Source organism: Streptomyces sp. NPDC000878 (assembly GCF_053599695.1).
Window position 1 is genome coordinate 68,233 of sequence record NZ_JBSFMT010000042.1, and the last position, 21,509, is coordinate 89,741.

Annotated in this window: 17 protein-coding genes; 7 read left to right on the plus strand and 10 right to left on the minus strand. The window is 68.9% G+C overall.

The genetic code is table 11. The features are described from left to right. Positions 1-106: 106 nt before the first annotated feature. Positions 107-1,300 (minus strand): RtcB family protein, encoded by a 1,194-nt coding sequence (locus tag ACWDR4_RS30740; RefSeq protein WP_450413355.1) that lies wholly within the window; start codon positions 1,298-1,300, stop codon positions 107-109. Positions 1,301-1,535: 235 nt separating this feature from the next. Between ACWDR4_RS30740 and ACWDR4_RS30745 the strand changes: the two genes are divergently transcribed. The 3 genes from ACWDR4_RS30745 (at position 1,536) to ACWDR4_RS30755 (ending at position 4,966) form a co-directional block, all read left to right on the plus strand. After that, entirely contained in the window at positions 1,536-2,384 is an 849-nt protein-coding gene (locus ACWDR4_RS30745) for a DUF3558 domain-containing protein (protein WP_450413356.1), read from the plus strand. Between the two features lie 151 nt (positions 2,385-2,535). Continuing rightward, the gene (locus ACWDR4_RS30750) at positions 2,536-3,459 is read left to right on the plus strand and encodes a DUF3558 domain-containing protein (RefSeq protein ID WP_450413357.1); all 924 of its coding nucleotides are present in this window, start codon (positions 2,536-2,538) and stop codon (positions 3,457-3,459) included. A 79-nt stretch (positions 3,460-3,538) separates the two neighbouring features. Further along, a complete protein-coding gene (locus ACWDR4_RS30755) occupies positions 3,539-4,966 on the plus strand; it encodes a DUF2637 domain-containing protein (protein ID WP_450413358.1) in 1,428 nt (475 codons plus the stop codon). A gap of 128 nt (positions 4,967-5,094) precedes the next feature. Here ACWDR4_RS30755 and ACWDR4_RS30760 read toward each other — a convergent pair whose 3' ends face one another. From ACWDR4_RS30760 to lysS, 3 genes are all read right to left on the minus strand, one after another. Then, positions 5,095-7,308, minus strand: a complete 2,214-nt coding sequence (locus ACWDR4_RS30760) for a trypsin-like serine protease (RefSeq protein ID WP_450413359.1) — start codon at positions 7,306-7,308, stop codon at positions 5,095-5,097. 107 nt (positions 7,309-7,415) lie between these two features. Beyond that, positions 7,416-7,949, minus strand: a complete 534-nt coding sequence (locus ACWDR4_RS30765) for a hypothetical protein (protein WP_450413360.1) — start codon at positions 7,947-7,949, stop codon at positions 7,416-7,418. 442 nt (positions 7,950-8,391) lie between these two features. Beyond that, a complete protein-coding gene (lysS, locus tag ACWDR4_RS30770; protein ID WP_450413361.1) occupies positions 8,392-10,146 on the minus strand; it encodes a lysine--tRNA ligase in 1,755 nt (584 codons plus the stop codon). Positions 10,147-10,636: 490 nt separating this feature from the next. Between lysS and argS the strand changes: the two genes are divergently transcribed. Then, positions 10,637-12,415 carry an arginine--tRNA ligase gene (gene argS / locus ACWDR4_RS30775; protein WP_450413362.1) on the plus strand — a complete coding sequence of 593 codons (1,779 nt, stop codon included), beginning with the start codon at positions 10,637-10,639 and terminating at the stop codon, positions 12,413-12,415. A 73-nt stretch (positions 12,416-12,488) separates the two neighbouring features. On the opposite strand, the gene ACWDR4_RS30780 is transcribed toward argS, so the two are convergent. Then, on the minus strand, positions 12,489-12,845 hold the full coding sequence (locus ACWDR4_RS30780) for a DUF805 domain-containing protein (protein ID WP_450413363.1): 357 nt from the start codon (positions 12,843-12,845) through the stop codon (positions 12,489-12,491). A 358-nt stretch (positions 12,846-13,203) separates the two neighbouring features. Between ACWDR4_RS30780 and ACWDR4_RS30785 the strand changes: the two genes are divergently transcribed. After that, positions 13,204-14,004, plus strand: a complete 801-nt coding sequence (locus ACWDR4_RS30785) for a DUF4253 domain-containing protein (RefSeq protein WP_450413364.1) — start codon at positions 13,204-13,206, stop codon at positions 14,002-14,004. A 92-nt stretch (positions 14,005-14,096) separates the two neighbouring features. Here the strand turns inward: ACWDR4_RS30785 and ACWDR4_RS30790 are convergent, their stop codons facing one another. After that, positions 14,097-14,999 (minus strand): SAM-dependent methyltransferase, encoded by a 903-nt coding sequence (locus ACWDR4_RS30790; RefSeq protein WP_450413365.1) that lies wholly within the window; start codon positions 14,997-14,999, stop codon positions 14,097-14,099. Between the two features lie 282 nt (positions 15,000-15,281). Between ACWDR4_RS30790 and ACWDR4_RS30795 the strand changes: the two genes are divergently transcribed. Beyond that, positions 15,282-15,476 carry a hypothetical protein gene (locus ACWDR4_RS30795; RefSeq protein WP_450413366.1) on the plus strand — a complete coding sequence of 65 codons (195 nt, stop codon included), beginning with the start codon at positions 15,282-15,284 and terminating at the stop codon, positions 15,474-15,476. Here ACWDR4_RS30795 and hemB read toward each other — a convergent pair. Beyond that, positions 15,443-16,432 carry a porphobilinogen synthase gene (gene hemB / locus ACWDR4_RS30800; RefSeq protein WP_450413367.1) on the minus strand — a complete coding sequence of 330 codons (990 nt, stop codon included), beginning with the start codon at positions 16,430-16,432 and terminating at the stop codon, positions 15,443-15,445. The two genes, ACWDR4_RS30795 and hemB, sit on opposite strands and share 34 nt — an antisense overlap. A 140-nt stretch (positions 16,433-16,572) precedes the next feature. Between hemB and ACWDR4_RS30805 the strand changes: the two genes are divergently transcribed. Next, complete coding sequence (locus ACWDR4_RS30805) at positions 16,573-18,270, plus strand: APC family permease (protein ID WP_450413368.1); 1,698 nt, start codon at positions 16,573-16,575, stop codon at positions 18,268-18,270. Here the strand turns inward: ACWDR4_RS30805 and ACWDR4_RS30810 are convergent. From ACWDR4_RS30810 to ACWDR4_RS30820, 3 genes are all read right to left on the minus strand, one after another. Beyond that, complete coding sequence (locus tag ACWDR4_RS30810) at positions 18,254-19,879, minus strand: hypothetical protein (RefSeq protein WP_450413369.1); 1,626 nt, start codon at positions 19,877-19,879, stop codon at positions 18,254-18,256. The two genes, ACWDR4_RS30805 and ACWDR4_RS30810, sit on opposite strands and share 17 nt — an antisense overlap. A gap of 83 nt (positions 19,880-19,962) precedes the next feature. Continuing rightward, positions 19,963-20,991, minus strand: coding sequence for a hypothetical protein (locus ACWDR4_RS30815; RefSeq protein ID WP_450413370.1), 1,029 nt, complete (start codon positions 20,989-20,991; stop codon positions 19,963-19,965). A gap of 5 nt (positions 20,992-20,996) precedes the next feature. Continuing rightward, the gene (locus ACWDR4_RS30820) at positions 20,997-21,323 is read right to left on the minus strand and encodes a hypothetical protein (protein WP_450413371.1); all 327 of its coding nucleotides are present in this window, start codon (positions 21,321-21,323) and stop codon (positions 20,997-20,999) included. Positions 21,324-21,509: the final 186 nt, after the last annotated feature.

Below are 21,509 nucleotides of genomic sequence, written 5' to 3' on the forward strand. Positions count from 1 at the left end.
GAACCTGACGGCATGCGTCACATGACCGAGGTCACACTGACGTCACGCCGAACAGGGCCCTGCCCGCCCCCGCCTCCCACCGCACCCGGACAACCGCCCGTGACGCTCAACCCTTCACGCAGACAACCTGCTTCAGCTTCGCCACGACCTCCACCAAGTCCCGCTGCTGGTCGATGACCTGCTCGATCGGCTTGTACGCACCCGGGATCTCGTCCACGACGCCGGAGTCCTTACGGCACTCCACGCCACGCGTCTGCTCCTCCAGGTCCTTCGTCGAGAAGCGCCGCTTCGCCGCGTTGCGGCTCATACGCCGACCGGCGCCGTGGGACGCCGAGTTGAAGGCCTTCTCGTTGCCGAGACCTTTCACGATGTACGAACCGGTGCCCATCGAGCCCGGGATGATCCCGAACTCGCCGGAGCCGGCCCGGATCGCGCCCTTTCGGGTGACGAGGAGGTCCATGCCGTCGTACCGCTCCTCGGAGACATAGTTGTGGTGAGCACTGATCTCCGGCTCGAAGGTCGGCTTCGCCTTCCGGAACTCCTTGCGGATCACGTCCTTCAGGAGCGCCATCATGATCGAGCGGTTGTACCTCGCGTACTCCTGCGCCCAGAAGAGGTCGTTGCGGTAGGCCGCCATCTGCGGGGTGTCCGCGATGAAGACGGCGAGGTCGCGGTCGACCAGTCCCTGGTTGTGCGGGAGCTTCTGGGCCACGCCGATGTGATGGTCAGCCAGCTCCTTGCCGATGTTCCGGGAACCGGAGTGGAGCATCAGCCAGACAGAACCGGTCGTATCCGTGCAGACCTCGACAAAGTGGTTGCCACTTCCGAGCGTTCCGATCTGCTTTGTGGCACGTTCCTGACGGAACTTGACCGCTTCGGCGACCCCATCAAACCGCCCCCAGAACTCCCCCCACCCCCCGGTAGCGAACCCATGCAGCCGCCCCGGATCAACAGGACTGTCATGCATCCCCCGCCCCACCGGAATAGCCTGCTCGACCTTCGACCGCAGCCGGGACAGATCCCCCGGCAGATCGTTCGCCGTCAGTGAGGTCTTGACCGCGGACATCCCGCACCCGATATCGACCCCCACCGCCGCCGGGCACACAGCCCCCCGCATCGCGATGACCGACCCGACCGTCGCGCCCTTCCCGTAGTGCACGTCCGGCATGACCGCCAGGCCCTTGATCCACGGCAGGGTCGCCACGTTTCGCAGCTGCTGCATCGCGCCGTCCTCGACCGACGCCGGGTCGGCCCACATGCGGATGGGAACCTTCGCACCCGGCACTTCTACGTACGACATAACGTCCTCATCCCCCAGAAAACCCAACAGAAGTCTCGAAACGCAAAACCGGCGCCAAGGTCAACGAAAGGGATGCCGGACCGGCGTTCACGGTGGTGCGTGCGATACACATTGTCTGCCGGTGACGCCCCTGTGCGGCAAGCGATTAACCAGCGGGGACACTGGTACCGGCACCGCCCCGCAAAGATCGTCCGCATCGTTCCCACAGTTCACATCGTCGAGAGGAAACCTGACCGTGCAGCGGAAGGCGTACGTACCCGGTGTCGCCGTGCTCCTCGCGGCGCTGCTGGCCGGCTGCACCGGCGGCTCGGGCAGCGATGACACCGCCGAGGACGCCAAGCCCGGCGACGCGGGCACCACGACCGCGGCGGCCCAGCCCGGCCGGTACGACACGCTCCCCGAGCCCTGTGGCGCGGTGAGTCACGACACCCTCGACTCGCTGCTGCCCGGCATCACACAACTCACGGACGAGGAGCAGCGGGAGCAGGCGTACGAGGGCGAGTCGACTCTCACGTACAACACGGACCGCAAGGTCGGCTGCCGCTGGAAGGTGGAGTCCACGGACGCCACCGACCATCTCCTCGTCGATTTCGAGCGGGTCGTGTCGTACGACAACTCCGTGAGCGACGACAGCCAGGCGACGGATCTCTTCGCGACCAAGGTGGTGGACGCCGATCTGCCGGAGCCCGTCGCCTCCGCCACGGAGTCCCCGTCCGCGTCCGAGTCCCCGTCCGACTCCGCCTCCCCCTCCGCCACCTCCACTGACGCGGCCTCCGCTTCCGCCTCCACCTCGACCTCCACCTCCGCTTCCCCGGACGCCAGCGCGGACGCCGAGTCCGCCGCCGCCCTCCAGCCCCGTCTCCTCGACGGCCTCGGCGACGAGGCGTTCCTCGACGACGAGCTGAGCAGCGCCGGTTCAACCGCCCAGCAGCGCACGGTGACTGTGGCGTTCCGCACGTCCAACGTGATCGTGACCATCGAGTACGTCGAGCAGCCGGCGACGCTCGGCACCGTGCCGGACAGCAAGGAAATGCAGGACAGGGCGCGGAAACTGGCCTCGCAGCTCGCCGGCGCGTTCGACTGAGAGGTGCCCCGGGTGCCCTCGCCGCCGCCCTCCGCAAAGGGAGTGAAGCCAGGCACCGCGCGCCCCTCACCGCGTACCGTGGCCCCTCGGACCCGATCCGACCGCAGGAACCGAGAGCCGCAGGAACCACAGCGCGATGAGTGAAGGAACCATGCACCGACCCGCACAGCGAGACAAGCGAGACGACCAGCTCAGCCGGACCGCCACCGTGACGCCGAAGCGGCTGCACCGCGCCCTCACCGCTCTGGCCACTGTCCCCGTCCTCCTCCTGGTAGCCGTCGGCTGCTCCTCCGACTCGGGATCCGACTCCGGGTCGGCCGGCTCGGCCGACAACGCGGCGAAGGACACGGACGCCACCGGTGCGGGCGAGACGGTGAGCGCGGCTCCGACCGTACAGGCGGCGGCGTACCAGAAGATTCCGGAGCCGTGTGCGGCGCTGACGACGAAGACGCTGAAGGAACTTGTCCCGAAGGGTGTGAAGTCGGGCAAGGAGGGTTCCTCCAACGACACGTCGACGCGCGGCAGTTGCTCCTGGACGAGCCTGGCCAACAACGGTGTGAAGGGGTCCCAGTTCCGCTGGCTGAACGTGTCCCTGCTGCGCTTCGAGTCGACCGCGACGCGCGGTTCCGGCGACGAGCTGGCGCAGGCGTACTACGAGACCCAGGTGCAGGACGCCCAGTCGGTGTCGGGGGCGAAGAACGTCGCCTCGGAGCCGGTGACCGGGACGGGCGACGACGCGACGTCGGTGCGCTACGACCTGAAGAAGAAGGAAGGGTCGTTCCGGCAGCAGACGGTCGTCGTCCGGGTCGAGAACGTCGTCGTGACCCTCGACTACAACGGCGCCGGGCTCGCGGGCGAGAAGACGCCGAGCGCGGAGAGCCTGTCGAAGGCCGCGGTGAAGGCGGTCAAGGAAGCCGTCGCGAAGGTGTCGTCGACGAACGGGGAGGGTGGCGCTGCGACCCCGGCCCCCTCCAACTCGCCTTCCTCCTCGGCGAGTTCGTCGGCGAAGCCGAGCGCGTCCCCGTCGAAGTCGACGTCCAAGTCACCTTCCCCTTCGGCAACGAAGAAGAACTGACTTTGTCTCCGCAATACGTACGCCGCACACTTGTGCCACCCTGTTGCGCGCAACAACACGCACAGGGAGGGGAGTACGGGTGGCCGCGCCACTACAGCTGACACGAACGCACCGGGTGCTCATCGGAGTGGTCGTGTTCGGCGCCGTGATCATCGCCGCGATCGGCTTCGCGGGGTCGTACGCGGCCGTCCGTGAACTGGCCCTCCAGAAGGGCTTCGGGAACTTCAGCTACGTCTTCCCGATCGGCATCGACGCGGGTATCTGCGTCCTGCTCGCCCTCGACCTTCTCCTCACCTGGATCAGGATCCCGTTCCCGCTGCTGCGCCAGACGGCGTGGCTGCTGACGATGGCGACGATCGCGTTCAACGGCGCGGCGGCCTGGCCGGACCCGCTGGGCGTCGGTATGCACGCCGTGATCCCGGTGCTGTTCGTGGTCGCGGTGGAGGCGGCCCGGCACGCCATCGGCCGCATGGCGGACATCACGGCGGACAAGCACATGGAGGGCGTCCGCCTGACCCGCTGGCTTCTCTCCCCGCTGCCGACGTTCCTTCTCTGGCGGCGGATGAAGCTGTGGGAGCTGCGCTCCTACGACCAGGTCATCAAGCTGGAGCAGGAACGTCTCGTCTACCAGGCCCGTCTGCACGCCCGCTTCGGCCGGGCCTGGCGTCGCAAGGCCCCGGTGGAGTCCCTGATGCCCCTGCGCCTGGCCCGCTACGGCGTCCCCCTCGCGGAAACGGCCCCCTCGGGCCTCGCCGCGGCGGGCATCGAACCGGCGCTGCTGCCACCGGCCCCGGCGCCGCAGCCGGAACTGGAGCCCGCCGCCGCGAAGGCGGTCGCGCCTCCCGCCGTACAGAACAACTCTGCGCAGAACGGCGCGGCGCCCGCGCAGGAGCAGCAGCGCCCCGCTCCCCAAGGCGGCGAACTCCCCGGGGAGTTGGACTACGCCGAGCCGCAGAATCCGTGGCTCCAGATGCGGGATCCCCGGGCCATCGCGTATCAGGGCGGCTACGACCCGTCCTACGACCCGGCCAACGACCCCGCGTACATCCAGTGGATGGAGGAACAGCAGCAGGCCGAGCAGTACGAGGCCCAGCGGCAGTTCGACGCGCAGCAGCAGTACGAGGCACAGCAGCGGCAGTTCGAGGAGCGACTGCGGTTCGAGCAGGGGACGTTCCCGCAGCAGTTCGAGGAGCCGCCGGCCGTCGCCCAGGAGACCCTGGAGGCCCCGGAGCCGTCCCCGGAGGACACCGGTACCTTCCCGATCCCGGCGGGCCCTGGCCGTACCCGTGAGATGGGTGCGGGCGGTGGTCCCCCGGAGCCGACGGAGGAGGACTACTACCAGGTCTTCAAGAAGTCGATAGACGGCAGCTACCCGACCTCGGGCCAGTTCAGGGGTGATGTGGAAGCGACGTACGGCACGATGCTCCCGCAGCGCGAGGCCGACCGGATGGTCAACCGCTTCACCAACCGCCACACGGCGGAGCTTCAGGACGACCACATCGCGTAATACCCCAGTGTTACGACGGACCTAGTACCCCAGGGGTACGACGGAACGGGGCGCCCGGAGTTCACCGGGCGCCCTGTCCTCGTATCAGCGAGGTACCAGCGAGACAGGCGGCGAGGTACCAGCGAGCCTTACCGGGCCGCGTACCCGAAGCGGTCGCCCGCGGCCGGGAGGCCACCGGTGCCGGGCTGGTACGTCGTCACCGCGGCGACGGCGCCGCCCGCCGTCACGTTGGAGTGGGGCAGGGCGTACAGCGTGCCGTAGGTGTTGGGGCCGAGAGGCATGCCCACGTACAGCTTGGTGCCGGTGTAGTGGATGCTCGTGCCGAGCTGCTGGCCGGCCCCGGGGGTGCCGGGGATGCCGTCGCCGTCGCCCGCCTCGAGCCAGCGGTCGTTGGCGCCGGGGGTGCCGAGCAGCGAGAAGGTGTGGACCGCGCCCGCGGTGGTCGCCGTACCGACGACCTCGTTGGGCGTGCCGACGGCCAGCTTCATCGTGGCCGTGGTGCTGAGGGCACGCGGGGCGGTGTTGATGGCGGACAGGGCGACGCCCATGCGGTCGCCGGCCTCGGAGGTGCCGGAGACGTCGTCGTCACCGGTGCCCTGGGAGATGCCCTGGAGCTGGGTGTAGGTCCCGGCGGCGGCGATCCGGAAGGTCAGGACGGTGCCGGTGTCGGCCTTGGCGACGCCGTCGATGTCGAGGTCCTCACCGGGGGCGCCGACCGCGAGGATCGACTCGGTGGCACTGGCCGCGCCGGACGGGCGGTACGGGGCGAGGGCCAGGGAGTAGCCGAACTGGTCGGCCGCCTCGGCGCCGCCGGAGACGGTGTCGAGGTCCTGGTCGAGGCCGAACTTCGGGGTGGGCAGGCCCGCCGAGGTCAGGGTGTGGGAGAAGACGGCCAGGTTGCCGGCGCCCGCGTCCTCGCCGATGGCCTCGCCGGGCGCGCCGACGGCGAAGAAGTTGGTGTCGGCCGCGACCGCGCCGCCGAAGCCGTCGTTGGCCTCAGCCGCTCCGGGGACGTCGGTGCTGTCCTGGTGGAAGACGATGTTGGTGCTGCCATGGATGTAGAAGGCCTGGCCGGCCTTGGCGGCGCCGCTGACGGTCTCGCCGGGCGCGCCGGCCACGACGAAGGGCTCGCCGTTGGCGGTGACGCCGGCGGCGACGGAGTCGCCGAGGCGGTCGCCGGCCTGGGCGGCGGCGGTGGCGATGGCGCCGGTGCCGGAGCCCTCCTCGAAGTGGGTGTTCTTCTTGGTGCCGGTGCCGAGGCCGCCGGGGGCGCCGTGCAGGATGTCGATCATGCCTGCGTCGGCGACGGTGCCGAGGTCGTCGGCGGGGGTGCCGACGACCAGGTCGGTGCAGCCGTCCTCGTCGTAGTCGACGGTGGCGAGGGCCTCGCCGAACCAGTCGCTGGCCTCGGCGCCGCCGGGCACCCAGTCGAGGTCCTGGTTGATCTCGGCGGTGCCCTTGCCGCCGCCGTAGACGATGCGTACGACGCCCGCTGCCGCGTCGGCGCCGACGGTGGCGCGCGGGTCGGAGATCGCGATGTCCTCGACGGCGTCGCAGTTGAAGTCGGTGATGCGTACGGCGCCGGTCTTGGAGCCGACCCAGGAGGCGAGGTCGTCGACGCGGGTGGCGATGCCGCCGGTGCTGGTCACGGTCGGGTCGATGCCGAAGCAGCCGCCCTGGTACGACTGGCTGCTGAGGGCGGCCAGTTGGGGCGTGCCGTTGACGGTGCGTACGAGCGGGCCGCCGGTGTCGCCCATGCAGGCCGCCGCGCCGTTCTTGCCGGTGACGGTGGCGTTGGTGGCGGTGGCGGAGTCCACGTTGAAGGCGCCGGTGTGCAGGTTGAGCGGCGCCCACTCGGTCGTGCTGCGGCCGAACCCGGCCAGCGTCAGCTCCTCGCCCGCGGTGGGCGCGGCGGTGGCCAGGGCGATCGGGTTGACGCCCGTGACCGGGCGGTTCAGCCGGGCCAGCACCGCGTCGCGGTCGGTACGGGGGACCAGTTCGACGATCGTGCGGACGGCGCCGCCGGTGCCGGTGAGGTCGGCGCGGCCGATGGTCGCGGTGGTCTTGAGGGCGGGCTTTCCGGCGGGCACGGTGAGGCCGGCGGCCGGGTTGTCGACGAAGCAGCTGGCGGCGGTGAGCAGCCACTCGCGGTCGACGAGGACGCCGGAGCAGCCGCGGTCGTTGTCGCCGACGATGACGTGCGCGGTGTAGGCGTAGGTGGTGTCGGCGGCGGGGGCGGCCGGGCCGGTGACGGCGGCGGCGGAACCGGCGGCGAGTGCGGCGGAGCCCAGGGTCAGGGTGGCGGCCAGTGCGGCGAGGCGCACGGGTCTGGTGTGTCGCATGGAGTCAGTCCTTAGAAATACCGAAGAAGCCGAAGAAGCCGGACAACCCGAAGAAGGCGAAGAAGCCGGGGAAGCCGAGAAAGCGGGGAGAGGCAGCGAGGAGGGGACTACTTGGCAGTCCGGATCTCCACGAGCATGTGCTCACGGCCTTCCTCGTCCGCGGCCTCGCCGACCGCGGTCCAGGTGTTCTTCTCCACGTCGAAGGACTTCTCCTCCGTGCCCACGGTCATGTCGACCTCGGTCGCGTAGTCGTTGCCCTTGATGGCATAGACCGAGGGGATCTCCAGAGTCAGCCAGCCGGAGGCGCCCTTCACGGCGAAACAGATCTTGTCGGTCTTCTCGCGGGCCCAGACCTCCAGCAGGCCGGTGCCGCTCGCACAGTCGGCCAGCGTGATGTGGCCGTCGCCGCGCTTCAGGACGATGTTCTGCTCGGCCAGGATCTTGTCCGCGTTGGGGTAGTTGAAGTTCTCGACCGCGTACCCGGGTGCCTCGTCGGCGACGGCTTCGGGGGCGGCGGCGGTGCTGCTGCCCTGGCTGCCGGCGATCGACAGCCAGGCGAGCGCCCCGGCGGCCACGGAGGCGGCCAGCGTGCGTGTCACAAGGCGTCTGGTTCTTGACGCGGTGGTGCCGATTGCCTTCATCGCAGTCCTCGTAGTCGGTTCCGGACCTGGCCCGGAACGGAATAAAAAACGGGCGTGAAAGCTGCGGCGCGTCAAGGTCCGCAATTTCTCCAAAAATTTCAGCACGACAAAAAAAGTGCATGCCAACGGAATCACCCCCCGCTCATTTCCGCAGCTCCATGCATACAAAACCGTTCACGCAAAGTTTGTCCACAGGAAAGAACCTCGCAAACTGTACAGATCCGAAACGCACTCCGTGACCTGCATCACCTCGAAGAAGGGTTGTGCGGAGGCTGGTGAAGGTATGGAAAAGGAAAGATTTCAGACAGGTAACACCTTATTTCCCATCCCCTCTCCAAAAACCTTCCGGAGCCATTCCGAAATCCCCGGATGCGAATGGAGGCACGACGAAGGGGACGCCCCGGCAAAACCGGGACGCCCCCTCCTCCACACCTAGACTCGGCTACTCCCCGAGCAGCACCCGCACCCGCTCCTGCCCCACCGCGAGCAGCAGCGTGGGCAGGCGGGGACCGGTGTCCCGCCCGACCAGCAGGTGGTACAGCAGCGCGAAGAACGTACGCTGGGCGACCTTGATCTCGGCCGGGAGTTCCTTGGCCGTGGCATCGGCGGGGAACCCGGCCTGAACCTTGGGCACGCCGTAGACAAGGTGCGTGAGCCCATCGAGCGACCAGTTGTCGGCAAGCCCGTCCACGAGGAGCCGCAGCGACTGTCGCCCCTGCTCGTCGAGGGACTTGATCAACTCGATGTCGGGCTCGTCCCGCACGATGGTCCGCTGATCAGCCGGAACCTGCGTATTGATCCAGGCTTCGGCCTTGTCGAGCCGAGGCCGAACCTCATCCAGGGAGGTGAGCGGATCGGCAGGATCAAGCTCACTCAGGATCCGCAGCGTCTGGTCCTCGGCACCGGCGGTGATGTCGGCGACGGAGGCCAGCGTCCGGTACGGCAACGCCCGCTCCGTACGCGGCAGTTCACCCTCGGCGGTCCGCACCGCACGCGCGTGCGCGGCGACGTCGGCCGGCAGCGCGGAGCCGTCGGCGACCTTGGCGTCGAGCTTGTCCCACTCGTCGTACAGCCGCTGGATCTCCTGGTCGAAGGCGATCTTGAACGACTGGTTGGGCCGCCGCCGGGCGTACAGCCACCGCAGGATCTGCGGCTCCATGATCTTCAGCGCGTCCCCGGGCGTGGGTACGCCGCCCTTGCTGCTGGACATCTTGGCCATGCCACTAATACCGACGAAGGCATACATGGGCCCGATCGGCTGCTTGCCGCCGAAGACGCTCCCGACGATCTGCCCGCCGACCTGGAAGCTGGATCCCGGGGACGAGTGATCGACACCGGAGGGCTCAAAGACAACCCCTTCGTAAGCCCACCGCATGGGCCAGTCGACCTTCCAGACGAGCTTGCCGCGGTTGAACTCGCTCAGCAGAACGGTCTCGGAGAACCCACAGGCCGTGCAGATGTAGGTCAGCTCGGTGGTGTCGTCGTCATAGGCGGTGACGGTGGTGAGGTCCTTGCCGCACCCACCACAGAAGGGCTTGTACGGGAAATACCCGGCGGACCCGGAACTCCCGTCGTCCTCGGCGGCGGCCCCGGACCCTTCGGCGGCCTCGATCTCGGCGTCGTCGACAGCCTTCTGCCCCTGCTGGGGCTTCTTGCCCGCCGGGGCCTTCTTCGTCCGGTACTGATCGAGGATGGCGTCGATATCCGCCCGGTGCTTCATGGCATGCAGAATCTGCGCGCGATAAACACCGGAGGTGTACTGGGCGGTCTGACTGATCCCGTCGAACTCGACACCGAGCTGGGCGAGCGCATCGACCATGGCGGCCTTGAAGTGCTCGGCCCAGTTGGGGTAAGCGGACCCGTGGGGAGCGGGCACGGAGGTCAGAGGCCGCCCGATGTGCTCAGCCCAAGAACCATCGACCCCCTCCACCCCGTTGGGCACCTTGCGGTAGCGGTCGTAGTCGTCCCAGGAGATGAGATGCCGGACTTCGCGCCCCCGCCGCCGGATCTCGTCGGCGACCAGATGCGGGGTCATGACCTCGCGGAGGTTCCCCAGGTGAATGGGTCCCGAGGGGGAGAGTCCCGAGGCGACGACGACGGGTTTGCCGGGGGCTCGACGCTCCGACTCCTCGATGACCTCATCCGCGAAACGGGAGACCCAGTCGGTGGTCTCGGTGCTCTGAGCCACGATCGGCACGTCCTCTTTTTCTGAGAGTTCCTCAAGGCCAGCCGGTACGGTCGGACGGCTGACCGCCCCATTCTCCCAGGTACCCCCAGAACCACGAAAACGCCTTTCCGCGAAGCCACCGAGGCGGCCCGGCCGGCACCCCTCAAGCGCCGATCGGCACCATCCAGCCTGCCCGGCGCCCGAGGACAAGCCCGTTCAGCCCACCCTTTTGCCCACCCACCCCCACCGCACCTCCACTACAGCCCCCAGCCACCACTTCCAACCCCAGGCACCCCTTCCAGCCCCGGCCCGCATTTCCAGCCCGTCCGGCGTTTGAGGACGAGGCCGTTCAGGCCGATAGCGGGGCCTGGGGGCGCAGCCCCCAGAAGGATGGGACGGGTAGGGGCGGCGGGGGCGAAGAACAACAGCCCACGCACCCGCACGCAGGAAAACCCCTTTACCCCCCATGGGATACTGGCCCCATCCACCCGTACCCCCCAGGAGAACGGCACCCACTCCCATGGCCCCGGTCAAGTCCCTCACCGCCACCGTCCACCAGCGCCTCGCGGACGCCCTCACGGCAACCCTGCCGGAGGCCCCCGCGGACCCGCTGCTGCGACGCAGCGACCGTGCGGACTTCCAGGCGAACGGCATCCTCGCCCTCGCCAAGAAGACCAAGGCCAACCCCCGCGACCTGGCGACCCAGGTCGTCGCCAACGTCGTGTCCGGCGACGTGATCAAGGACATCGAGGTCTCCGGCCCCGGCTTCCTGAACATCACCCTCACCGACAAGGCGATCGTCGAGAACCTCGCGGCGAGGGCCGCGGACCCGGACGCCCGCCTGGGTGTGCCGCTCGCCGCCCACCCCGGCACGACGGTCATCGACTACGCCCAGCCGAACGTGGCGAAGGAGATGCACGTAGGCCACCTCCGCTCGGCGGTGATCGGCGACGCGGTGGCCCACCTCCTGGAGTTCACGGGCGAGAACGTGATCCGCAGGCACCACATCGGCGACTGGGGAACGCAGTTCGGCATGCTCATCCAGTACCTGGAAGAGCACCCGCACGAACTGGACCACAAAACAAAAGCCACCGAAACGACCGGCGAGGAGGCGATGTCGAACCTGGACCGCCTCTACAAGGCGGCACGCAAACTCTTCGACTCCGACGAGGAGTTCAAGACGAGGGCGCGCCTGCGGGTGGTCGACCTCCAGGCCGGCGACCCCGCGACGCTCGCCATCTGGCAGAGGTTCGTGGACGAGTCGAAGATCTACTTCTTCTCGGTCTTCGAGAAGCTGGACATGGTCATCCAGGACGCGGACATCGTCGGCGAGTCGGGCTACAACGACATGCTGGACGAGACGTGCCGCCTCCTGGAGGAGTCCGGGGTGGCGGTCCGCTCGGAGGGCGCGCTGTGCGTGTTCTTCGACGACATCAAGGGCCCGGAGGGCAACCCGGTCCCGCTGATCGTCCGTAAGACCGACGGCGGCTACGGCTACGCGGCGACGGACCTCTCGGCGATCCGCGACCGCGTCTTCAACCTCAAGGCGAACAGCCTGATCTACGTGGTCGACGCCCGTCAGTCCCTGCACTTCAAGATGGTCTTCGAGACGGCACGCAGGGCGGGCTGGCTGAACGACGAGGACGTGAAGGCGTACCAGCTGGCGTTCGGCACGGTCCTCGGCAAGGACGGCAAGCCGTTCAAGACGCGTGAGGGCGAGACGGTCAAGCTGGTCGACCTCCTGGACGAGGCGGTGGACCGCGCGACGACGGTCGTACGGGAGAAGGACACCCAGGCCCAGCTCTCCGACGACGAGGTCGCCGAGCGCGGCGCCCAGGTGGGCATCGGCGCGGTGAAGTACGCGGACCTGTCGACGTCGGCGAACCGGGACTACAAGTTCGACCTGGACCAGATGGTCTCGCTGAACGGCGACACGAGCGTGTACCTCCAGTACGCGTACGCCCGTATCCAGTCGATCCTGCGCAAGGCCGGCGAGGTACGCCCGAAGCCGCACCCGGAACTCGAACTGGCCGACGCGGAGCGGGCGTTGGCCCTGCACGTGGACGGGTTCGCGGAGACGGTGGCGGACTCGGCGACGGAGTACGCCCCGCACAAACTGGCGGCGTACCTGTACCAGTTGGCGTCCCTGTTCACGACGTTCTACGACAAGTGCCCGGTGATCAAGCCGGCACCGCCGCAGAACATCGCCGAGAACCGCCTGTTCCTGTCCGACATGACGGCGAAGACGCTCCACCAGGGCATGGCCCTGCTGGGCATCAGGACACCCGAACGCCTCTGACACACCACAGCAAAGGCCGCCCGGAACGAACCGGGCGGCCAGGGCACGGGGACTGTGCCCTCGATGCGAGTGATCAGGCGAAGGCGGGGACGGCCTTCGGGTTGTGGCCGTACTTGTTCTCCCCCGCCTCACCGTCGAGGCAGACGAAGACCAGCAGCGTGATGCCACCGACGAGCGGGACGAGCGCGAAGAGGAGCCACCAGCCCGAGCGGCCCGTGTCGTGCAGTCGGCGCACGGTGATGGCCAGGCCGGGCACGAGGACCGCCAGGGTGTACAGGGTGCTGAGGATCTGCACGCCGATGACGGCGTCGACGATCGCCAGCACGATGCTGATGATGACGGAGAACAGCGCGGCCATCCAGTATTCCTTGCGGCGCGCGCGCCCGCTGAACACCGCGTACTTCTTGAGCATTTCGACGTAGTAGTTCATTGCTTCCCCCCAGGGAACGAAGTGGGCCAACCGAGTGGATCAGGCCAGGGGCAGAAGCTACGGAGCCTGGCGGGAACTCGTCAATCCGGTTGCTCGTTGCAGGTCATTGGGCATGACGTGCCCACCAAGCAGCCCCGCCAGCAGTCGACGTACATCGATTTCAGGACAGATCAACGCAAGATCACCGACTGCACACAGCACCGACACCAACTGGCTGCCGAACCATGGCCGTTCCATTGCCAGTCCGTCGCAACTTCGAGGCCGCGCCGACACCGGACCGATCTCGAACCGTTGCCCGCCATCCGCCCAACATGCCTGCTCAGGCGGGTTGTCAGTGGCAGGACCTAGAGTCACCGGCATGGCGACACTTCCCAATCCGCTGCCCCACCTCACGACCGATCCGACCGGCGGCACGCTCGGCCTCGCGCTCCCCGCCGGGAGGCTGATCGACACGACGGACGAGGGCCCGTGGCACGAGCCCCTCCTCTGGCACGCCGACGCGCCCTCCGCCCCCGGCGACTGGGCCGCACACCACGACGCGTACCGGGCTGCCGGGCTCGTCCCGGTGGTCATAGAGGTGGGCGGCGGCCAGGGCGGGCCGCAGGACTGGGAGTTGATGCCCGGCGACACCTCGTACCCCGGGGACCACGACGCCGAAGAGGTCCTCACCGAGTTCTGGGAGGAGTACGCGGCGGAGGAGGACGTATGGCCGGGCCTGTCCCCCGCGACCACCAACACCGAAGCCGGGCAGACCGACGCCGACGAACTGGCAGCCCAGCTCGCCGACTCACTCCTGGCCCCCGGCTCCTCCCTCAAGGAACCACGCCTCGCCCTGGTCCCCGCCCGCCGCTCCGCCGACGTCCCCGCCGCCATCGGCTGGTCCGGCCCCGCGAACTACGAGAGCGACACGGCCCGCCTCTGCGCGGTACTGCGCTCCTGGGAGGACCGCTTCGGCATACGCGTCCTCGCACTCACCTTCAACCAGCTGACGCTGTCCGTGGCGGCCCCGCCGACCACCCTCACCGAGGCGGAGGCGGTGGCCGCCGAACACTTCGCGTTCTGCCCGGACAACATCACCCAGGGCCCCCACAACACCCTGCACGCATACGCCGAACACGAACTCCTGAACACCAGAACCTGGACCTTCTGGTGGGACTGACCGAGCTAGCAGCGCCCCTTTAGGGGCGCGGGGAACTGCGCGACAAGCCCCCACCGGCCCGCAGCCAACGAACTACGCACCCCCGGACCGAATCAGGCCTTACGCCCACTAGCCCCGTACACATTGATGTCCGCATCCGTGACGTCATTGATGTCGCGATACCGAACCTTCTCGATGTCGTCGAGCGAGTCGAAGTACGAGGCCTCGACCTCCTCCGGAGCCGGCGCGCCACCGTCGGGACGCCAGCGGTGGGCGGGGACGACACCCGGCTCGTCAAGGGCGAGCCCGTTCTCCTCGAAGAAGCGCTCCACCTCCGCCCTGGACCGGAGCACGAAGGTGAACCCGCGCTCGGTGTACGTCCGCTGCACCGCGCGGATGTTCTCGGGGTTCAGATCCTCGGTGAGGTGACTGAGGACGAGCCGGCTGCCCGACGGCAACGCGTCGACCAGCTCGCGCACGATGTCGTACGCCTCCGGCTCCGCCACGAAGTGCAGGATCGCCGCGAGCACGAGCGCGATCGGCTGATCGAAGTCGAGGGTCTTGCGGGCCTGTTCGAGGATCTGCGCCGGGTCGTTGAAGTCGGCGTCGATGTAGTCAGTACGCCCCTCGGGCCCGCTGGTGAGCAGGGCGCGCGCATGCGCGAGGACGATCGGGTCGTTGTCGACGTACACGACCCGGGAGTCCGGGGAGATGCGCTGCGCGATCTGGTGGACGTTGTCCTGCGTCGGCAGACCGGTGCCGATGTCCAGGAACTGCCGGATGCCCTCGTCCGCCGCCAGCGTGGTCACCGCGCGGCGCATGAAGTCGCGGTTGTGCCGTACGTCCAGGTAACCGCGCGGGTTGGCGGCGAGCGCCGCAGCCGCCGCGTTGCGGTCGGCCGGGTAGTTGTCCTTGCCGCCGAGGAAGACGTCGTACACCCGGGCCGGGTGGGCCTTGGTGGTGTCGATCCGCCTTCTCAGCTCGGCGGGGTCCTGACTGAGAGCATCGCCGCTCATGAGGCCTCTTCTGGAGAGCAGTAACTTCAACGAACAACAACCTAGCCGCCGACCGGAGTTGATGTTCGAGAATCGAAAACCGAACGCGGACCGTCCCGGACCGCCCCTGAACGGGACGCCGTTCGCACAGGTCAGCGCACTGATGGACCGAGAGGCGTCCCAGATTCCCCGCGAGACATGGCGCTGGGACGGGATCACGGCACAAGCTGTTGCCGACCGACGGACCGGGCGGCACCGCACCGGCCACCCTCCCCTCCCCCTCCCCCCGGAAAGGGCGCTCCCATGTCCGTACGCACCTCCCGTACGCGCCTGTTCGCCGCCACGGCGATCGCGCTCGTCGCGCTCACCACCCTCACGGCGTGCGAGGACGGCCAGGGCGTACGGGACGAGGGCCCGTCGACGACGTCAGCGCACCACGAACCCGAACCCGGTAGGACTGGGACTCACAACATACGGGCGGCCTCGGTGGCCCAGTAGGTGAGGATGTTCTGCGCGCCGGCCCGCTTGATGCCGGTCAGGGTCTCCAGGATGGCCCGCTCCCGGTCGACCCAGCCCTTCTCGGCGGCGGCCTCGATCATCGAGTACTCGCCGGAGATCTGGTAGGCGGCAACGGGCACGTCCACGGCGTCGGCGACCCGGGCGAGGATGTCGAGGTAGGGACCCGCCGGCTTGACCATCACGATGTCGGCGCCCTCCTCCAGGTCGAGCGCCAGCTCCCGCAGCGACTCCCTGACATTGGCGGGGTCCTGCTGGTACGTCTTGCGGTCCCCCTTCAGCGAGGAGCCGACGGCTTCCCGGAAGGGCCCGTAGAAGGCGGACGAGTACTTGGCGGTGTAGGCGAGGATGGCGACGTCCTCGCGCCCGATCTGGTCGAGGGCATCCCGGACGACCCCGATCTGCCCGTCCATCATCCCGCTGGGGCCCACGACATGAGCACCGGCATCGGCCTGCACCTGGGCCATCTCGGCGTACCGCTCAAGGGTGGCGTCGTTGTCGACGCGCCCCTCCGCGTCCAGCACCCCGCAGTGCCCGTGATCGGTGGTCTCGTCGAGACAGAGGTCGGACATGACGAGCAGCTCGTCGCCGACCTCGGCGCGCACATCACGGATGGCGACCTGCAGAATCCCGTCCGGATCGGTACCGGGAGTCCCGAGGGCGTCCTTCTTCCCCTCCTCCGGCACCCCGAAAAGCATGATCCCGGAGACCCCGGCCTCGACGGCCTCCGCGGCGGCCTTCTTCAGACTGTCCCGGGTGTGCTGGACGACACCGGGCATCGCGGAGATCGGCACGGGCTCGCTCACACCTTCCCGCACGAACGCGGGGAGGATGAAGTCGGCGGGGTGCAGTCGGGTCTCGGCGACCATGCGGCGCATGACGGGCGAGGTACGCAGCCGCCGGGGCCGCGTACCGGGAAAGGATCCGTACTTCGACATACCCCAACGCTACGCCCGTCCCGGCACCCCTTTTAACGACGGCCCGTCGGCGACGAACGTACCCCTGAAGGCCTCTCCAGGCCCGTCAACCTCACCAATTCCCCTCACTCAGCGTGCCTTTGCGTGCGTAACCTGTGACGATGCAGAACGCGCACAAGGGCTCGGCGGAGGACGCGGACGAGCGACGGCGACTGTCCACGCTCGACCTCGTTGGCCTCGCGGCCGGGGGTGTGGTGGGGTCCGGGTGGTTGATGTCCGCCAGCAAGACGTACGAGACAGCCGGCGACAACGCGTACTGGGCATGGGTGATCGGCGGTGCCCTGATGCTGCTGATCGCCGTCGTCATGGTCGAGCTGGGCATCGCCGCCCCCAAGACGGGCGGCCTGATCTTCCTGCCCCTGCAGGCCGCCGGACCGCTCCTGGCCACGGTCGTGGCCGCGGCCCTGTGGATCGCGTACGCGGCCAACCCGGCGAGCCAGGCGGCAGCGGCGGTGGTGCACGGACTGAAGGACCTGCTGCCCGGCGAGGAGGTCCTCGGGGACCACCTCTCGGCCATCGGCCAGCTGTACGCCGTCGTACTCCTGGCGCTGATCGTGGGAGTCAACCTGCTGCCAACGCGTCAACTGCTCAGGCTGAACCTCGTGATCACCGCGGTGAAGATCCTGATCCTGGTACTGATCGTCGCCTTCCTGTCGGTCGACTGGTTGGACCGGTTCGTCCCGCACCCGGGGAACGCCGTGTGCCTCAAGGACCCGAAGACGGATCCGGCACAACTGCTGCCGACGGTGCTGGGAGGCGCCGTCATCTACGCGTACATCGGATTCCAGGCGCCGCTCGACTGCGCCGGCAACGTCAAGCGGCGCGGCATGAGCGAGGCCGCACGGCTGCGCTGGGCGGTGTACGGCAGCATCGTCGGCGCGTTCCTGCTGTACACGGCCCTGCAGTACGTGTACATCAAGCACTCCCACGTGCCCGGCGCGTGGGACCCCGACCCATACGCCAAGTTCGCCGGCCAGGCACATCTGGGCTGGCTGGCCCGGCTCGTCCAGTTCAACGCGGTACTGGCACCGCTGGGCTCCGGCATCGTCTTCACCTACGCCCTGACCCGCGAGGTCGCCGCCCTGAGCCGCGCCCACCTCACCCACCGGGGACTGCAACGGGCCCGCCGGGCCTCGATCCGGATCCGGGGCGCCGAGATCGACACGTACTGGATGATCCTGCTGGTCAACTTCGCCGTCAGCCTGACGTTGCTCGCCGTGGTGAAGGGCAACTGGAAGACGCTGGCCGCCCTCAACAGCGGGCTGACACTTACGGTGTACGCCATGGCGGGCGTCGTCCTGGCGGCACTCCCGTCGACAACGCCGCCGGGAACGCGTCGAAAGGCACAACTGCTGCTCTCCTACGCGGCGTTCATCGCAACGACCGTGGTGATCCATCAGGCGGGCTGGGACAAGGTGTGGCCCGGTATGGCCGCCCTGGGCACGGGCTCGGTACTGCTGCTCGTACTGCCGGCCCTGGCAAGAAGCCACCTGCCGTTCGTAGGACACCTGTTGCGCCGCTACGACGCCCGGGACCACCTCTTCCGCACCAACCTCGACGACGGTGCCCTACCACCACTGCTGCTGTTCCTCGCGCACCTGGAGGTGCTGCTGGTCTGCACCGGGCTGGGGGACCCCGGGAAGGCGGACTGGACGATGTGGGCCACCGTCCTCTCCGCGACCCTCGTCTTCCCCCTCCTCGTACTGAGCGCGCGCGACCACATGGCGCAGGTACCGCCCCTCCTGCCCTCCCCCCGCCACGAACTGCCGGTCAAGTCGTCTGTCACCGAAGGGAGTTGACGACCCAGCCCGCCGCCTCGTCCTGCCCGTCCGCCCGCAGCCGGGCCACCGCGTTGTCGCGGTGGCCCATGTCCGACCAGCGGCCGACCGTGGCCCGCAGCAGCAGCCTCGCGTCCTCCGTGGGCAGACACGGCACCCGGCGCACGACCTCGACGACATCGGCCGGAGTCACCAACTGCTCGTTCTCCAGGAACCGTTCGAGCAGATCCCAGGCCACCTTGCCCAGCCCGACCCCGTGCAGCCGCCCCGCGACATCGGCGACCAGCCCCGCGTCGACCCGCCGCTCCCGGGACGGATCGGCGAGTTCACGACACGCGGCGCGTACGGCGATCGGGTGCTTCGCGTCGTGCAGCGCCAGCAGACAGCTCACGAACCAGCCCCGGTCCGCACCCGCGCCCATGACGGCCACGGCCAGCCGCCGCCCCGCCTTGTGCGCGGCCCTGCCTCGCTCCCGACTGCCTTCGACGCCGTCCAGCAGATTGGTCAGATCAGCGGCGGCGCACCCCTCGACCCGTTCGACGGCGAGATTGCGCAGTGCCCGGGAGCAGGCCGGGGACGCGTAGTCACCGCCGAGCCAGCCGGCCAGCAGGTTCAGGTCGCCCAGGGAGCGTGGGACCGTGTCACCCGCGCGGACGCCCGCCACGATGTCGGCCAGCAACTGTCGTGTCGTACGGGTCAGAGCCGGTTCCTTGTGCCAGTACGACACGAACTTGGCCAGCTCCTTCATGTTCTCGCGCCCCAGCGCGTGGCGCCGCACCCGGTCGAGCTTGGTGGGGGACTCGTCCTTCCCCCGGGCGAGCAGGGCGCAGATCTTCGCCGTGTGCAAAGGGTGCGCGGTGCCGCCGATGTACGCGGCGAGGGCGTCGTGGTCGGCACCGCTCTGTGCGATCAGGGTCGCCACAAGCTGCCGGGTCTGCTCCACCTTGGCCGGCGCGGAAGCCCGCAGTCTCTCCTTCACCCAATTCTCCAGAGCCTTCCCGCCGGGGCTGAGATGCTGGAACGCGCCCGCGAGATCGGCGATCTCCTCGCTCTGCTCGCCCCGCGCGACGGCGTCCGGCGATCTGTCGGTGATGGCCCGCAAGGTCAGCTTGAGCAACTGGTCGGCCTCGCTCCGGCAGCCCTCGTCGACCAGCGCGATGTGCAGCAGCGCCTTGTCGAGGTTGGTGCGACCGGAGCCGGGACTCGCGAACAACCGCACGGCGTCCTCCGCGAGATCCACCCGCTCCGCCTTGAGCACCCGCACGAACACCGCCACGTCGAACGCCGTGCGCTGACAGACCACGTCGTGCACGATGCTCGGCGTGATCGGGGCGCGCTTGCCGCCCGCCTCTTTCCTGCACTGCAGCAGCGCCAGCTGGGCGGCCTCCCGGACCGGCCGGGAGAGGGCCACGGTCGCCATCAGCATGAAGGCGTCCCGTTGATCGAAGTGGTGGGCGAGCTGGACGAGTTCGTCGACCGGACGGTGCATGGCGAAGGCGCGCAGGGCACGCATGGCCATCGCCTCCCGCCGCGACTCCCGCATGTGGCGCAGCCGCCCCACGAACACCGGGACGGACCCCCGCGCCACCCAGTCGTAGTCCTCGTCGTCGAGCGAGCCGGAGGCCCCCACCTGAAAGACGCCCCCGATATCCCCAGTGCCCCCGGAGTCACGGCCACCACCGCCACGGTCGCCGCCACCCCCGCCACCGCCGGTCATACGCGGCCCAGCGTCGTGCGCTCGAACTCGTCCCAGTACGCAACGAAGTCATGCGGGTCGGACAGCGACTCGCCCGCCTTCCTGCCGATGCTCCGGGCCAGCTCGCGGCTCTGGTCGTCCCCCAGCCTCAACTGCGCGGCGGCACCGCCCGCGAGGGCGGGACGGTCCATCAGTTCGCTCAGCCTGTGCGTGCCGTTGAGGAGGAGTTCGCTCACCCAGGCGGCCACCGTGGTCGGCGCGGGCCGCTGCGGCTCCCGGCCCCTGGCCCGGTTGGTGAACAGCGAGGCCGACTCCGGGGCGTCGTTCAGCAGCATCCGGGGCCTGGGGTGGTCGCCGCAGTCCCCCATCCGGGCACCGATGCCCGCACGGAGCGCGCCGAGCGTGAGGTCGTCGGAGTGGGTGGGCATGCCCTGATCCAGCACGTTCAGCAGATGCCCGCTGAACGGCGTGCAGGTGTCGAGCGGCGAGGGCAGGTTCGGGCAGGCGAGGGCCCACGCGCTGTGCACCTGGCCGCTGACGGCGGTGAGTACGCACGTGCCCTGGCTCCGGGTGCCGAGGGCTCCCGGGAGAGCAGACTCAGGACCCAGATACGGCAGTATGTTCGAGTAACAGCAGTCCGCGATAAGGATCTTGAGTCCGGCCCTGCTCTTCCTGATCGCCCGGTACACGTACCAGGCGGACAGCCAGGTCCACGGCTCGTTGCTCCGCGAGGAGCCCAACGCGAAGTGGACCTGACCGCCCGGCACGTCGGGCCAGTAGTTCCCGTGCCCGACGTACACCACGAGCAGGGTGTCCTCCGCACTCTCGGCCGCCGCAGCCGCTTCATGGAGCGCGCGCATCACACTGTCCGCGGTACGCACCTCGTCCCGCTCCAGCACAGTGGACCGGGCCGAGGCACCCCACCGGGGATCCAGGGCCAGAGCGGCCCCGTACGCGCGGGCACTCGCCTCGATCGTCGGATACCCAGGAATGTGGGAGCCGTCGTCATAGACCCCGACCCCGATCACCAACGCCCGGGACACCACGAGACTCAGCTCCCCTCGGAAAGCGACGCGCCCCCGGACTCCTCCGGAACGACGCCCGGCGGCTGAACGACAACGATGGTGACAACCGGCGGATCCAGCCTCCGCCCCCGCCAGTTCTCGATCACCTTCTCCACACCGGCCTGCACCACAGGCGTGAGCACCCCGGTGAGCACGGCCACCAGAACACTGACGCCCACATCAAGCGTCCCATCCGCCCCACCCACCTCCGGCCGCCAGTCCACACCGGTCTCCCGCCCCAGCTCCTCCCCCAACTCCTGAGGCTCATCCAGCCCGAGCGGCCCCTCGACCTTCACAGAAATCACCGTCGCCATGGCCCCACTCTCCCAGCGCGAACACCCCCACAGGGAGGGCGAACAGATGCACACCCCACCCCCCACACACCCGAACGCCGCCCAAACGGGCGACGGACACCCCTTCCAGCGCCGCCCGCCCCTCCAGCCCGTCCGGCGTTTGAGGGCTGGGATTCCCGCGCTCCTGGCCTTGGCTATGTCGCCTTC

Excerpts from the sequence above, each read along its gene's own strand:
- ACWDR4_RS30740 (WP_450413355.1), bottom strand. The coding sequence starts at position 1,300 with ATGTCGTACGTAGAAGTGCCGGGTGCGAAGGTTCCCATCCGCATGTGG.
- ACWDR4_RS30750 (WP_450413357.1), top strand. The coding sequence starts at position 2,536 with ATGCACCGACCCGCACAGCGAGACAAGCGAGACGACCAGCTCAGCCGG.
- ACWDR4_RS30760 (WP_450413359.1), bottom strand. The coding sequence starts at position 7,308 with ATGCGACACACCAGACCCGTGCGCCTCGCCGCACTGGCCGCCACCCTG.
- ACWDR4_RS30765 (WP_450413360.1), bottom strand. The coding sequence starts at position 7,949 with ATGAAGGCAATCGGCACCACCGCGTCAAGAACCAGACGCCTTGTGACA.
- argS (WP_450413362.1), top strand. The coding sequence starts at position 10,637 with ATGGCCCCGGTCAAGTCCCTCACCGCCACCGTCCACCAGCGCCTCGCG.
- ACWDR4_RS30780 (WP_450413363.1), bottom strand. The coding sequence starts at position 12,845 with ATGAACTACTACGTCGAAATGCTCAAGAAGTACGCGGTGTTCAGCGGG.
- ACWDR4_RS30785 (WP_450413364.1), top strand. The coding sequence starts at position 13,204 with ATGGCGACACTTCCCAATCCGCTGCCCCACCTCACGACCGATCCGACC.
- ACWDR4_RS30790 (WP_450413365.1), bottom strand. The coding sequence starts at position 14,999 with ATGAGCGGCGATGCTCTCAGTCAGGACCCCGCCGAGCTGAGAAGGCGG.
- ACWDR4_RS30795 (WP_450413366.1), top strand. The coding sequence starts at position 15,282 with ATGTCCGTACGCACCTCCCGTACGCGCCTGTTCGCCGCCACGGCGATC.
- hemB (WP_450413367.1), bottom strand. The coding sequence starts at position 16,432 with ATGTCGAAGTACGGATCCTTTCCCGGTACGCGGCCCCGGCGGCTGCGT.
- ACWDR4_RS30805 (WP_450413368.1), top strand. The coding sequence starts at position 16,573 with ATGCAGAACGCGCACAAGGGCTCGGCGGAGGACGCGGACGAGCGACGG.
- ACWDR4_RS30820 (WP_450413371.1), bottom strand. The coding sequence starts at position 21,323 with ATGGCGACGGTGATTTCTGTGAAGGTCGAGGGGCCGCTCGGGCTGGAT.